The 13,169-nt window shown below is 44.6% G+C and carries 12 protein-coding genes; 8 read left to right on the top strand and 4 right to left on the bottom strand.

The window, feature by feature from the left end; all coding sequences use genetic code 11:
- Nucleotides 1-93 precede the first annotated feature (93 nt).
- From D1614_RS11370 to D1614_RS11335, 8 genes are all read left to right on the top strand, one after another.
- Entirely contained in the window at nt 94-1,368 is a 1,275-nt protein-coding gene (locus tag D1614_RS11370) for an outer membrane protein assembly factor BamB (RefSeq protein WP_119438053.1), read from the top strand.
- A 569-nt stretch (nt 1,369-1,937) separates the two neighbouring features.
- A complete protein-coding gene (locus D1614_RS11365; RefSeq protein WP_119438052.1) occupies nt 1,938-3,605 on the top strand; it encodes a glycine cleavage system protein H in 1,668 nt (555 codons plus the stop codon).
- A 31-nt stretch (nt 3,606-3,636) separates the two neighbouring features.
- Complete coding sequence (locus D1614_RS11360; RefSeq protein ID WP_119438051.1) at nt 3,637-4,500, top strand: 4Fe-4S dicluster domain-containing protein; 864 nt, start codon at nt 3,637-3,639, stop codon at nt 4,498-4,500.
- Nucleotides 4,493-5,719 carry an NrfD/PsrC family molybdoenzyme membrane anchor subunit gene (nrfD, locus tag D1614_RS11355; protein WP_119438050.1) on the top strand — a complete coding sequence of 409 codons (1,227 nt, stop codon included), beginning with the start codon at nt 4,493-4,495 and terminating at the stop codon, nt 5,717-5,719. The genes D1614_RS11360 and nrfD overlap by 8 nt, the downstream gene beginning before the upstream one ends.
- Before the next feature lie 31 nt (nt 5,720-5,750).
- Nucleotides 5,751-6,470 carry a glycine cleavage system protein H gene (locus D1614_RS11350; protein WP_119438049.1) on the top strand — a complete coding sequence of 240 codons (720 nt, stop codon included), beginning with the start codon at nt 5,751-5,753 and terminating at the stop codon, nt 6,468-6,470.
- 82 nt (nt 6,471-6,552) lie between these two features.
- Entirely contained in the window at nt 6,553-8,253 is a 1,701-nt protein-coding gene (locus D1614_RS11345; RefSeq protein ID WP_119438048.1) for a sensor histidine kinase, read from the top strand.
- Between the two features lies 1 nt (nt 8,254).
- Entirely contained in the window at nt 8,255-9,598 is a 1,344-nt protein-coding gene (locus tag D1614_RS11340) for a sigma-54-dependent transcriptional regulator (RefSeq protein ID WP_119438047.1), read from the top strand.
- Nucleotides 9,599-9,659: 61 nt separating this feature from the next.
- Nucleotides 9,660-10,205, top strand: coding sequence for an archaemetzincin family Zn-dependent metalloprotease (locus D1614_RS11335; RefSeq protein WP_119438046.1), 546 nt, complete (start codon nt 9,660-9,662; stop codon nt 10,203-10,205).
- Between the two features lie 199 nt (nt 10,206-10,404).
- On the opposite strand, the gene D1614_RS11330 is transcribed toward D1614_RS11335, so the two are convergent.
- From D1614_RS11330 to D1614_RS11315, 4 genes are all read right to left on the bottom strand, one after another.
- Nucleotides 10,405-11,562, bottom strand: a complete 1,158-nt coding sequence (locus D1614_RS11330; protein WP_119438045.1) for an ATP-binding protein — start codon at nt 11,560-11,562, stop codon at nt 10,405-10,407.
- 125 nt (nt 11,563-11,687) lie between these two features.
- Nucleotides 11,688-12,173 carry a DUF4252 domain-containing protein gene (locus D1614_RS11325; protein WP_119438044.1) on the bottom strand — a complete coding sequence of 162 codons (486 nt, stop codon included), beginning with the start codon at nt 12,171-12,173 and terminating at the stop codon, nt 11,688-11,690.
- A complete protein-coding gene (locus D1614_RS11320; protein ID WP_119438043.1) occupies nt 12,170-12,652 on the bottom strand; it encodes a hypothetical protein in 483 nt (160 codons plus the stop codon). Before D1614_RS11320 ends, D1614_RS11325 begins: the two co-directional genes overlap by 4 nt.
- Nucleotides 12,639-13,139 (bottom strand): GFO_1088 family ECF-type sigma factor, encoded by a 501-nt coding sequence (locus D1614_RS11315; RefSeq protein WP_119438042.1) that lies wholly within the window; start codon nt 13,137-13,139, stop codon nt 12,639-12,641. Before D1614_RS11315 ends, D1614_RS11320 begins: the two co-directional genes overlap by 14 nt.
- Between the last annotated feature and the right edge of the window lie 30 nt (nt 13,140-13,169).

Below are 13,169 nucleotides of genomic sequence, written 5' to 3'. Positions count from 1 at the left end.
TCCAATTTTTAGTGAGTTTCAAAAGTAGTGAATTCATTTTCAAATTCCTTTTTTCGATTAACTTTGAGACAGATCAACTTAAACCTTGTCGAAATGAAGCGTTTCTTAATTGCCATTCCTTTTGCGATAATTCTGGTGGTTCTTTCTTCGTGCAGTTCCAATACACAAAACTGGACACATTTTCGTGGTTCGGAGATGAACGGCCATGCCAACGTAGAAAAAGCTCCGCTTCATTGGAGCGACACGGAAAACGTGGTTTGGAAAGTCCCGGTAAAAGGTGTGGGTTGGTCGTCGCCGGTAGTTTTTGGCAAGCAGGTTTGGCTGACTTCTGCTGAAGAAGATGGCACAAAGTTTTATACTTTTTGTTTTGATTTAAAAACCGGAAAACTACTCGACGAGAAAACCATTTTTACTTCGGAAGAACCACAGCGCATACACAGTACCAACTCGTATGCAACGCCAACTCCGTGCATTGAAAAGCGTCGCGTTTATGTTCATTTTGGCGATTTTGGAACAGCTTGCATCGATACCAAAACTTTTGATGTGCTGTGGAAGCGCGAAGATTTACGTTGCAAGCATATGCAGGGGCCGGCTTCGTCGCCGGTTATTTGCAAAAATATGTTGATACTGCATCTGGAAGGAACCGAAGATCCGTATGTGGTGGCCCTGGATAAAACCACGGGCGAAACCATTTGGAAAAGTGTGCGCCCCAAAGAAATTTACGATCCGCTGGAACCCGTTTACCGGAAATCGTACCAGACTCCGATTGTGATCAATGCAAATGGAAAAGAATTACTCATCAGTAATTCGGCGTACATGTGTTTTGCGCATGATGTAAATACCGGCGAAGTGATCTGGACTTTCACCTACGGCTACGACTCCACGGTTAGTCAGCCACTGTATTACAACGGGCTGGTGTTTGTTAATTCGGGTTGGATTTTCGAGGATAACACGCCGTTCTTTACGCGGCAGTATGCGATCGATCCGGCAGGGAAGGGAGATGTTACCAAAACCCATCAGGTGTGGATGTACGACGATGAAGTTCCGCAAATTCCAACTCCTGTAATTGTTGACGGGCTTATGTACATGGTTCATGACCGCGGCATGGTCACCTGTTTGGGCGCCATGAGCGGAAAACCGTTCTGGAAAGAAAAGCTGAAGGGAAACTTCAACGCTTCGCCCATTTGCGCAGCAGGCAATATCTACTTCATAAATGTGAAAGGCGAGTGCACCATTCTTAAACCCGGCAATTCATTTCAAAAAGTGGCCGAAAACAGCATCAACGAAACCGTTAAAGCCATTCCTGTTTTTGTAGGCGATCAAATGCTTTTGCGCACAAAGGACAATCTTTATCTGATAAAGGAGTAAAAGATGTCATCTCAAAAAGGAGGTTTTATAGAAATAGAACCTTCATTTTTTACTTTTCAACTTGGAAGTAGAACGCAGATGATACAAGTCTTAGCTGATAATCACTGATAAAACAGCGAGAAACAGTTAAATCAGAGTTATCAGTGTGCGGTTTTGAGGTGAATTGTAAGTCTTGCGTTTTATCGTTCGAGTTTTTGATACAGACTCGTCCTTTTGTTTCTCCAACACTCCAAAACACTTCCCTTAAATTATTTTAAAAAAAACTAAGCTTCAATATGCTTGTAGCTCAGTTCTTATGTAACTGAGTGTTGAAAAATACAACACCTGTTGAATTTTTCAACAGGTGTTGTAACGTTCAGTAGGTCAGGGATGTATCGGGATTATTGAAAATAACTGTAAGGATATTCAACACTTCGTGTATGTAGATTGTAGTTGGGTTGTTGTGTAAGTTGCATGTTATGAGCGTGTTGTGAGTTTGGTCTCAAAGTTGGATAGGGTATTTCGGGTGGAAAAAGAATCCAAAAATTGGGTTCAGGTACCCATAAAAAAACGTTAAAATCAATTCAACAATGAAAACCAGGATTTTTATAACAGTAGTGCTGCTCCTGCTGGTAATTGGCGGAGCGAGCAGCCAAAATGCCGGAGCACCGGCAACAAACGACGAGCCTGTAAAGATTTTTGCAACACCGGAAACACACAGTCTGGTTGATTCGTGGATAAGCGAATACCGTAAAAGTAACGCCGGTTTCAATTGCGAGCTTTCTTCCGTTGGGCTGGCTGAAATCGGTAGCAAGGTAAGCGACGAAGGTTCGCTTGGTTTTGTTATGCAGCAGCCCGGCACATCCATGTCGGCCGAATCGATGTGGTTGATGACACTGGGCCGCGAAGTGATTGTGGCCGTTTACAACGAAGAGAATCCTTCAGCAAGTGGCATTTCCGAAAATGGCTTATCGGCTAAAGGGCTTGCTGCGATGGTGGATAGTAAAACCAGCCCGGAAGGTGAGCCGGTGAATTTGTATGTGTTGGACGATGCTGAAGTTAAATCGTCAGTGCCCAAGTTTCTGGAAACTGATGCTGCCAAAATAGCCGGGCAGAAAGTGCTTTCGAAAGAGGAGTTTCTGGCTGCGATTCAGAAAGATAAACACGCCGTTGGATTTTGCAGTTTGTCCACCATTCTGGATGCTACAGAACAAGCTTTTGCTGAAAAAGTTAAACTGCTTCCGATTGACCGGAACGAAAATGGCCGTCTGGATTACAACGAGAAATTTTACGCCAATCCCGAACAATTTGAACGCTCTGTTTGGATTGGGAAATACCCGCGTACGTTGGTGCACAGTATCTATGCGATTGCTCCGGCTTTTCCCGAAAACAGTGAGTTGAGCGATTTCCTGAGCTGGGTTACCACTTCGGGACAAACAGCGGTGGTGCAAAACGGATATACCGAACTGGTGTATGGCGAGATGCAATCGAATCTTGAAAAACTTGTGCCTCCGGTTTTGCTGGCAGAAGCTCAAATAGATGAGAGCACGCGTTCCTCCGTATTGTTGTGGGTCGTGCTGGTGGCGGCGGCGCTTGCGTTGCTTTTTGCAGTGGTTGTTTACACCGGCCGAAAAAGAAGGGCAAAGGCTCCTTTGCTGAATAAAGCAACGCTGATCAAGCTGTTAAACGAAGAGGCGCTTACTTTTCCGAAGGGTTTGTACTTTGATAAATCGCACACCTGGGTTTTTATGGAAAAAAGCGGCCGGGTTCGTTTGGGGATCGATGATTTCATTTCGAACGTAACCGGCGAATATACCCGGGTGATCATGAAAAGTCCGGGAGAAAAGGTGAAACGTATGGAACCGCTGGTGACATTGATTCGGAAGGGAAAGCAAATCACGCTGAATTCTCCTGTTTCCGGAACCATTAAAGAGATCAATGAAAGCCTGGTAGCCGATCCGTTTACAATCAACGACGCACCATACGGAGAAGGGTGGGTGTACAAAATTGAACCGTCGAACTGGCTGCGTGAAATTCAGTTTTTTACCATGGGCAACCACTACCGGGAGTGGATCAGCAGTGAATTTACACGCTTGAAAGATTTTCTGGCATGTTCCCTTAATATCATGAACATGGAAGATGGAAAACTGGCCTTCCAGGAAGGCGGTGAACTCATGCTTCATCCCTTGAAAGATCTGGATCCAAAAGTTTGGGAAGATTTTCAGAATTACTTCATCAATACCGCAGACATGTATTGATCGGTGAAAAACAATTAAAACCAGTAAAACCATGAGTATAGACAGGAGAAATTTCTTCAAAGTGCTTGGAGTTACCGGGGCTGGATTGGCCCTTGGAAAACAGGCACAGGCTGAGCCCGCCGGTGAAGAAGTGACAGAGTTTAAAGCCATTTTGTACGATTCAACACGGTGCGTGGGCTGCCAAAGCTGCGAGTTCTCGTGTGCCGAAGTTCATAACTTGCCCGAACCCGAAGATTTTCCGGAAGTGGGTGTTCTTCGAAAAACCAACGAAAAACGCCGAACGGTGGTGAATGCTTATGATACCTCGAAAGGAGAGGTGTACGTAAAACGCCAGTGCATGCATTGCAACCAGCCGGCCTGCGGGGCAGCCTGTTTAACGCAGGCCATGCTTAAAACAAAGGAAGGGCCGGTAATCTGGCGTGAAAACAAATGTATGGGATGCCGGTATTGCATGATTTCCTGCCCCTTTGACGTTCCGAAATTTGAGTACAACAGTCCGAATCCAAAGATCACTAAATGTAACATGTGCTTTGAGCGGCAGCAGGAAGGCCAGCTGCCGGCTTGTGTGGAGAATTGCCCTGCAGAAGCGCTCATGTTTGGGACCCGGCGTGAATTAATCGCGGAGGCACGCCGCAGGATCGTTGAAAATCCGGATGCTTATTACCCGCATATTTACGGGGAAAACGAAGCGGGAGGAACATCCTTTCTGTATTTGTCGCCTGTTCCGTTTGAGGAAATAGGTTTTAGAACGAATATTCAGAATGCTTCCTATCCGGCTCTTACAAAAGGTTTTTTGTACAGCGTACCTGCTGTTTTTGTTCTGGTGCCTTCTGTTCTTTTAGGCATACATAAAGCTACCAAGTCTAACCTGGATAAAAATAGCAATCATGACTAGCTCTGCATTTCCTTTAAAAAAAGAAAAAAAGTCCATCGGGCGCTTTTTGCTGGATGAGTTGAAGCCCCGGGGAAAATGGTTAACGCCTTTTAATATTATTTCAATTCCGGTAATGCTGGTGGGGGCCGCCATTATTGTTATCCGTTTTATCAACGGAATTGGAGCTGTTTCCAACGTAACCCAGGACATTCCGTGGGGCGTTTGGAAAGGATTTAATGTTATTACAGGGGTTGCGTTTGCCGGTGGTGCTTACATTCTCACCTTTGTGGTATATGTGTTGAAAGTTGACAAGTTTCACTCCATTGTAAGGGTAACGGTTTTGAATGGTTTTCTGGCTTACGTGTTTTATGCCGGCGCTTTGGTGCTCGATCTTGGTAAACCCTGGAATATTTTCAATCCGATTATCGGGAATAATTTTGGTGCTAATTCAGTATTGTTTCTGGTGGCCTGGCATTTTTTACTGTATATCGTTGCGCAGGCTATCGAGTTTTCGCCAGCCGTTGCCGAGTGGCTGAATGCCCGCAGGGCGCATAAAATTTTATCCGGATTAACACTGGGAGCGGTTATTTTTGGTATCACCCTGTCAACCTTGCATCAGTCCGGGTTGGGAGCACTTTTTTTGATGGCGAAAGAAAAAATACACCCGCTTTGGTATTCCGAGTTTATTCCTTTGTTGTTCCTGATGTCCAGCGTTTTTGCCGGATTGTCGATGGTGATTTTCGAAGGATCGATCAGCGAGCGTGTTTTTGCCGACCAAATCACCAGTGAAAATAAAAAGCAGCGAAAAGATATCATTCTGATTCTTTCGCGAATCTGTGCGTTTAGCATGTTTGTGTACCTGTTTATGCAGATACTCGTTTTTGCTCACGGTCATCGCTGGGCCTACATAAATACCCCGATGGGTTATTGGTTTTTGCTCGAAATGCTTGGTTTTGTAGTGGTGCCCATGCTTTTGTTTTTGCTGAGTTTTAAACGGGCAAACATCAGGTGGGCAAAGGTAGCCGCGGTTTTAACCATTGTTGGAATTATCCTGAACCGGCTGAATGTGTCCATCATTGCTTTTCGCTGGGATGCAGCAGTACATTATGTACCATCGTGGATGGAAATAGTAGTGGCAGTTTCCATCGTGTTTGTTGAAATCTGGATCTTCCGCTGGGTAATCAATCGTATGCCCGTGCTGCGCGAGTCGCCGTCGTGGGCAAACAATAAGCATGCGTAAAAGAATTGTTACATCATTTAAATAAGAAAAAATGGAAGGATTTACATATACAAACCTGTTCGAAACAAAAGGAATCGAGTACATTATTGTGATCCTGTTTCTTTTGTTGCTGATTCCTTTCTGGCTGCTGGTAAGCGGTAAAAGCAATGCGGTACAGCATCTTCAGGAAGGCATTCGGGTACTTGCCGCTCATTTGTTGCGTGTTCCGAAAGGCTTGTTTTTTAGCCGGAATCATACCTGGCTTTACCTCGAAAAATCGGGGCAGGCAAAAATTGGATTGGACGATTTTCTTCAGAATGTATTGGGTGAAATAACCGTTCAGCCACTAAAATCGGCCGGCGATGTGGTACAAAAAGGAGAGGTGCTGGCGCTGATTGAGCAGGAGGGGAAACAGTTGCATGTGCTCTCGCCGCTTTCAGGCGAAATTGTGGGGGTAAACGCTTCTGTTGTGGAACGCCGCGGAGCGCTTTCGAATGAAGCTTTCGAAGAGGGCTGGTTGTACGCACTTGTGCCTGCCAACTGGCAAAAAGAGACTTCAAGTTTTCTGCTGGGAGCCGACGCTGTCAGGTGGTTTTCGGATGAGATCAACCGGCTGAAGGATTTTTTGAACATAAAACTGGCCCGTCAGGCGGGGCTGGAACCGCTGGTAGTGTTCCAGGAAGGTGGTGAATTACAGGTCGATCTGCTTGCTGAACTGGACGCCGGAATTTGGAATGAATTTCAAAATGAATTTTTGGAACAGACCAGCTAATTAGAAAGAGTCTTTGTTAACCCCTTTGTTCTTTTTTGTAACTTACGGTGCCTTTAAAAAACCACCGATTGACTGACTCGTAATGAAGAAAAGTGACGATAATAGAAGAGCTGCATCCGAGCGAAAACCGCGAAAATCATTGGCAGAATTTGTCCGGCACTACCTGAGTTTTCGCTCGTCAATTTATGCCCGTGTAGTTTACATAATCGGGTTGCTTTCCCTGTTTTTGTTTATCTCCTACAGTCTTATTTTTAAGTCGGTTTACGAAGGCTACCTACGTACCGTTATTCGCCAGCAGGGCGATAATATCGGGTCGATTGTGGAGGGCTCGCTTTACCACTCGATGCTGAAAAACGACAAAAGCGCGTTGCAAAGTACACTCGACATCATCAACGCCATGCCGGGTATCGATGAGGTGAACATGTACAACAACCGCGACAGTTTGGTATATTCTACCACTGCTTTTTCCGATTCATTGGCACAGCGGGGGCCGAACTGCGGCGGGTGCCATTCCAATTTTTCTGAAATGTTTCCGGCCAAACAGAAGTCGTACCGGATAATCGATTTTAAGAGCCCCTGCAACATGGATCAGAAACAGAAGGGACACCGGCAATTGTTGGTGCGAACTCCCATTCTGAATGAACGTTCGTGTTATGCAAGTGCTTGCCATGCCCACAGTCAGGAAGAAGAGATTCTGGGGTCGCTTATCATAAAAGTTCCCTTGGCGGAACTTGATTCGGCGGTAACCAAGTCATCCACCGATTTCTTTTTGCTGGCGATTGTTGTGACGGTACTCCTGGTTTCACTGCTGATATTTTTTACAAAGAACAAGATTCAGAAGCCGCTGAACGAGATCATCGTAGCCAGCGAAGCGGTGTCGAAGGGCGACCGGAGCCGCCGGCTCGAAATCAGGCCTCATTTGCTCGAAGACATGCGTTCGGTGTCGCTGGCCTTTAACAACATGCTCGATAACCTGGACGCCGCCAACCGGGAGTTGGAAAACTGGTCGCATCAGTTGGAATACAAGGTGCAGCGAAAATCGGAAGAACTGGCCGAGATTCAGAACGAGCTCATTCATATTGAGCGGATCACTTCGCTGGGAAAATTATCGTCTTCGGTAGCGCACGAGATCAATAACCCGCTTTCCGGAATATTGACTTACAGTAAATTGGTGGCCAAGCAACTGGCCAAACTCGATATGCCCGAAACGTCCAAAGCTTCGATGCTGAAATACCTGAAAGTGATTGAGACCGAATCGAAACGTTGTGGAAACATTGTAAGGGGCTTGCTGGATTTCTCCCGAAAGGACCAGGAGAACTTCGAGCAGCATCACCTGAACCAGGTGCTGAAGGAGTCATACAGTTTGATGGCGCACCAGATGCACATTGCCGGTATTCATTTTTATACTGATTTTACCGCCAGTTCAGACCTGGTTTACTGCAACGACAATCAGATCAAGCAGGTTTGTGTGGCCTTGCTGGTAAATGCAATGGAAGCCATCACCCTTAACGGAGAAATACTGATCAAAACATCGAATCCGGACGAAGAGCACATAAAGATGGAGATTGTAGATAACGGCGTTGGCATTCCGGCAGAAGATATTTCGCGCATTTTTCAGCCGTTTTATTCGGCCAAGCAGCGGGCCAGCGGAATTGGGCTGGGGCTGGCCATTGTACACGGAATTGTTCAGAGCCACAAGGGAAAAATTGAAGTGCAGTCGGAGCCCGGAAAGGGGACGACCATGTCGGTACTGTTTAATTTGGTAACAAAAGAAGATCAATAATATGAAGACGACCATTTCCATATTAATTGTTGACGATGAAGAATCGGTGAGAGATTCGTTGTACAACTGGTTTATCGAGGATGGTTACGAAGTGGATTGTGCGGCCAATGCAAAAGATGCGCTGGCCAAAATTGAATCGGAGAAGTTTGATATTATTCTGGCTGATATAAAAATGCCCGGGATGGACGGGCTTGAAATGCACCGGCGTATCAAGGCCTTCGACAGCTCGGCCATTGTGATTGTAATGACCGCTTTTGCCTCGGTCGAAACTGCGGTTCAGGCTTTAAAAGACGGCGCTTTCGATTACATTACAAAGCCTTTTGATCCGGATGATCTTACGCACCTGATTCGAAATGCTGCCCGGCAAATTTCGCTTCGAAATGAAAACGAAACACTTAAAAATAAGCTGGTAACACTTGAGAATATTGAAGACATTGTGGGCAACAGCGATGGAATGATCCGGGTTTTGAAGGAAGTGGAAAACGTCGCACCGGCGCATTCTTCGGTTATCATTACTGGTGAAAGCGGAACCGGAAAGGAGCTTATTGCGCGCGCCATTCATTCCAATTCGCCGCGTAAGTTTTTTCCGCTGGTAACGGTTCATTGCGGGGCTTTGTCGGAAGATTTGCTGGAGAGCGAGTTGTTTGGCCACGAAAAAGGCGCTTTTACCGGGGCCATGTTTAACCGCAAAGGACGCTTTGAAATGGCAGATGGCGGTACTGTCTTTCTGGATGAAATTGCAACGATCTCCATGAAAATGCAGATCGAACTTTTGCGGGTGCTCGAATCAAAAATGTTTACACGGGTAGGTGGCAACAAAGAGATAAAATCAGATTTCCGGATTATCTGCGCGACCAACAAGGATCTCAAAAAAATGGTGGCCGAGGGTTCTTTTCGCGAAGACCTGTATTACCGTTTGAATGTGGTGAACATTAACATTCCTCCGCTCAGGGACAGGAAGGAGGATATTCCGATGCTGGTGACTTATTTCATCAAAAAATACTGTACTTCGATGAGCCGCGACCTGATCACCATCGACCAGGCTGCTTTGCGACGGCTGGAGGAGTATCATTTTCCCGGAAACGTGCGCGAACTGGAAAATATGATCGAACGTGCCATTGTGGTTGGGAACGGAAAAGAGATCAGGTTGAAAGATCTGCCGATTGAAACCGATATGGTAAGCGACTCAAACGACAGCCTGAATGAGTTGGAGAAAAAGTACATTCAGAAAACACTCGAAAAATTCGACTGGAACATCAGCCGTTCGGCCAAAGCGCTTCAGATCGACCGCGTGACACTGTACAATAAAATAAAGAAACATCAGCTTAGTTCGCCCAGGAAATAGGGGCTGACGAGGTTTTGGAAATGCGTGTGCCACTTGGCTCATGTGCCTAAAAAACTGACTTTTGGAGAAAAAAGGGATAACACTGGTTGTTCAGGGCAGGTTCGAAAAGACCTTTCTCGATCAAATGGCCCGCGACATTGAAACGGCTTTTGAATGGCCGGTTTCGGTGGTCCCGCTAACGCACGATATTCTCCCGTTTTTCGATGCCACCCGAAAACAATACGACGCCAACCGCTTGCTGCAACTGGTGCATGCCGATTACGCGGCGGGCTCACTAAAAACCATTGGGTTGTTTCAGGTCGATCTTTTTATTCCCATTCTTACCTACATTTTCGGGCAGGCGCAGTACAAGGGAAGTACCGGAATTGCTTCGGTGTATCGCCTGAGAAACGAACAATACGGCATGGCCGGAAACGAGCGGCTTTTGTACGAGCGGTTCCGAAAAGTGGTTATTCATGAATTGGGACATGCTTTTGGCCTGATCCATTGCCATGTTCCCATTTGTGTGATGCGTCCCGGAACTTACGTGGAAGACATCGACCAGAAAAAGCATTTCTTTTGTAACAAGTGCGCTGCGGAGTTGGAACTTGCACTTCATAAGGATTGAATATAAATGTGTCGGGGCTTCACCCCTCGATAAACGTTTCGCGTTTCGTACACAGGGCTGTACCCTGTGCTGGTATGTATCGGGACGTGGTCCCTTGCTTTTTCTGGCAGATAGACGACACTTAGCTTTACTGGCCGTAATCCTGTGTTAGTAGGTACAAAGAAGAATCAAGGGCTGAAAGTGTGAAGCGTACATTTACCTACATTGGAGGCAGTGACCTTTGTTCCTGAACTTCGTTAAGAAGAAATTCTTCTATGTTTTCCGGGGTTATGGTTTGCATCTCAGTTACACGGTAAGCTTCTGAAAATGTTCTTGATAACCGCCCTTTCTTTTTGGGGTTTACTTTGAATTCATAGGCCGAAAACAGTCCGTCTTTTTCTTCCAGAAAATCAATTTCCTGTTGTCTGAAGGTTCTCCAGAAATAGTAATTACCATAAAATTGATTGTAACTCAGGTGCTTTATCCGTTCACTGATGATGAAATTTTCCCACAATGCGCCTTTGTCTGTTCTTAGTTCAAATTGCTGGAAATTACCAATCAGTGCATTTCTTATACCATTGTCCCAGAAGTAAATTTTCTTTCCTTTTTTTATTTCGTTACGTACATTTCGGCTGAGAGCATTGAGTTGAAATATGATAAATGCCTTTTCCAGAAGATTTATATAGCGCTCTACCGTTTCTTTGTCGGCTCCAACCAATTGACTGAGTTCGTTATAAGAAACCTCGCTTCCAACTTGTAAGGCTAAGGCTTTTAATAATTTATCCAATAGTGCTGGCTTTTGAATAGTTCCGAAGGAAAGAATGTCTTTGTATAAATAACTGCCGGCCAGGTTCTTTAATAACTTGATTTCATTTCCCGGAGAAGTTACAATATCAGGGTAATAACCAAAAATCATTCGATGTTTTATCAGCCTTTTTTCTTTCGTTAAGCTTGTGTGGTTTACCATTTCAGCAAAAGAAAGAGGAAATAGCTGATATTCCAGTTTTCTTCCCGTAAGTGGCTCGTTGATAGTATTTGCCAATTCAATCGATGAAGATCCGGATACAAATAGCTGGACATTTGGAATGTAATCCGTGATGCGCTTTAGGATAACTCCAATGTCTGGAATTAGTTGAGCTTCATCAATAAAAAGGGTTTGAGCATTACCCAGCAATGCTTTTAATCTGGAAGAAGTTAAATTTACGAGTTGTTCATTTGAATCCGGTTCGTCCCCATTTATGATTAGTATATTCTGATCGTTTTTCAGAATGTTTTTCAGTAGGGTCGTTTTTCCAACCTGTCGTGCTCCGAGCAATATTATTGCTTTTTTTAGCTTGAGATCATTAATAATGTTTTGTTCCAGAGTCCTTGGTATCATTTGATATCGTTTTGTATAAATGTACAATTATTCGATTCAAACCGAAAAATTTACGGTTAAAATTTCGGTTTGTGCCGAAGAATTAACCGTAAACGACGTATCAGATACCACGGAAAGGTGCCAGATTACATATCAAATGCACTTCCGGCGATTTCCATTACCTGTTGAAATTCTCCGATCGATTTCAGATCCAGGGTGCCCGTAATATAGATGATCATATCGGAACTAAGCAGAAGAAATTCATTCTCGCTTTTGCCTTCCTTTTTGTAAAAGTGGAGAACTTCGTGGCGGTCTTGTCTCGTCATTAACCGAGTGTAGCCTTGCAGGTTGGTGTATTCCAGGAACGTTTTTACCAGGATGTCGCCGCGGTCGTTGTTGGTTCTTGCGGGTTCTACCATTTTTAGCTTGTGCAGCTGTTTTATGTAATTGGTAAATTCAGGACTGGCATTTTTCGACTCCGCCAGCATGGCAAACATGTCTTTGGTAACTTCAAAATACGAATCGTCGGGTGTCGTAATTTTCTCCAGGGATTTATCGATGGACAAGTTGCCGTTTTGCGCTGCAGTGAACAAGCTTAGTGAGAGTAGAAAAAGAATAAGTTTTGTTTTCATAACTGATTGAAATTTATGTTTTTAAATGGATTATTCTTATTGATATTTATGTTCTTCAATGCTTGGATACTGGTCACAGGTTCTCCCATCTTTTTTTGGGCGTCTTCCAGTTGGGTGAGGCAGGCATTCAATTCTTTCGAAAAATAAAGCAAGGCCTGGCTAGTATTTTTTTGAAGTTCGGCCAATTCCTGCGTTTGTGCTTTTCTGTGTTGATGATGCTGAAAAGCAAAAAACAAACTTACCGCAATCACCACCGATGCGGCGTAAGAAAGAACGCGCCGGGTGATAAGTGTGCGTTTCCTTTGTTCTTTTTTCAGTTTTTCAAAAGGATCAAACGCAGCTTTTCGGGTTTGTTCTCCTCGGATCATTTCCCGGTAAGAGCGAATAAAATCGTTTTCTTCCGGAGTGTTGTGAGCTTTTTCGGAACCTTCCGGGAATGGCTCATTATCCCAAAAAAAATCTGGTTTATTGGTACGCATCTTTCAATTCCTCCTTAAAAAGTTCAACTAATTTTTTTCTTCCTCTCGAAACGTTCACCCGTATGGTTTCAACGCTTTGCTCCAGAATTTCACTGATTTCGCTGTAATCGAAACCTTCAATGTCTCTCAGGCTAACTGCCAGCCTTTGCTGGTCGGGTAGCCGGTAGAGTTCCTGTTTTAGCTTTTCAACCAAATCAAGCTGCTCAATTTCAGGTTCGGTGGTTGCGTTTACCCAAACGTTCTGTTCATAATTTTGCTGCTGTTTTTGTTTTCGTAATACATCAAAACAATGGTTTTTTACGGCATTCAAACAATAGCTTTCCAGGTTTTTGGCGCGGTCCAGCAAATGTTTGTTCTTCCAAAGTTTTAGCACTACCTCCTGCACGGCATCCTGCGCATCGTCACTGTTTTTAAGGATGCTGAATGCAAACCTGTACAGCTTGTCTTTTTGTTGAAGAATTACTTGCTCAAATTCGCTTTTAGTCATCCAGTGCAGGCTCTTTGTTTTGTTTTATGA

This window comes from Maribellus luteus (genome assembly GCF_003576475.1).
GTDB lineage: Bacteria > Bacteroidota > Bacteroidia > Bacteroidales > Prolixibacteraceae > Draconibacterium > Draconibacterium luteum.
Note: the sequence above shows the minus strand (reverse complement) of the source record. Positions and strands in the feature narration are given on the sequence as shown.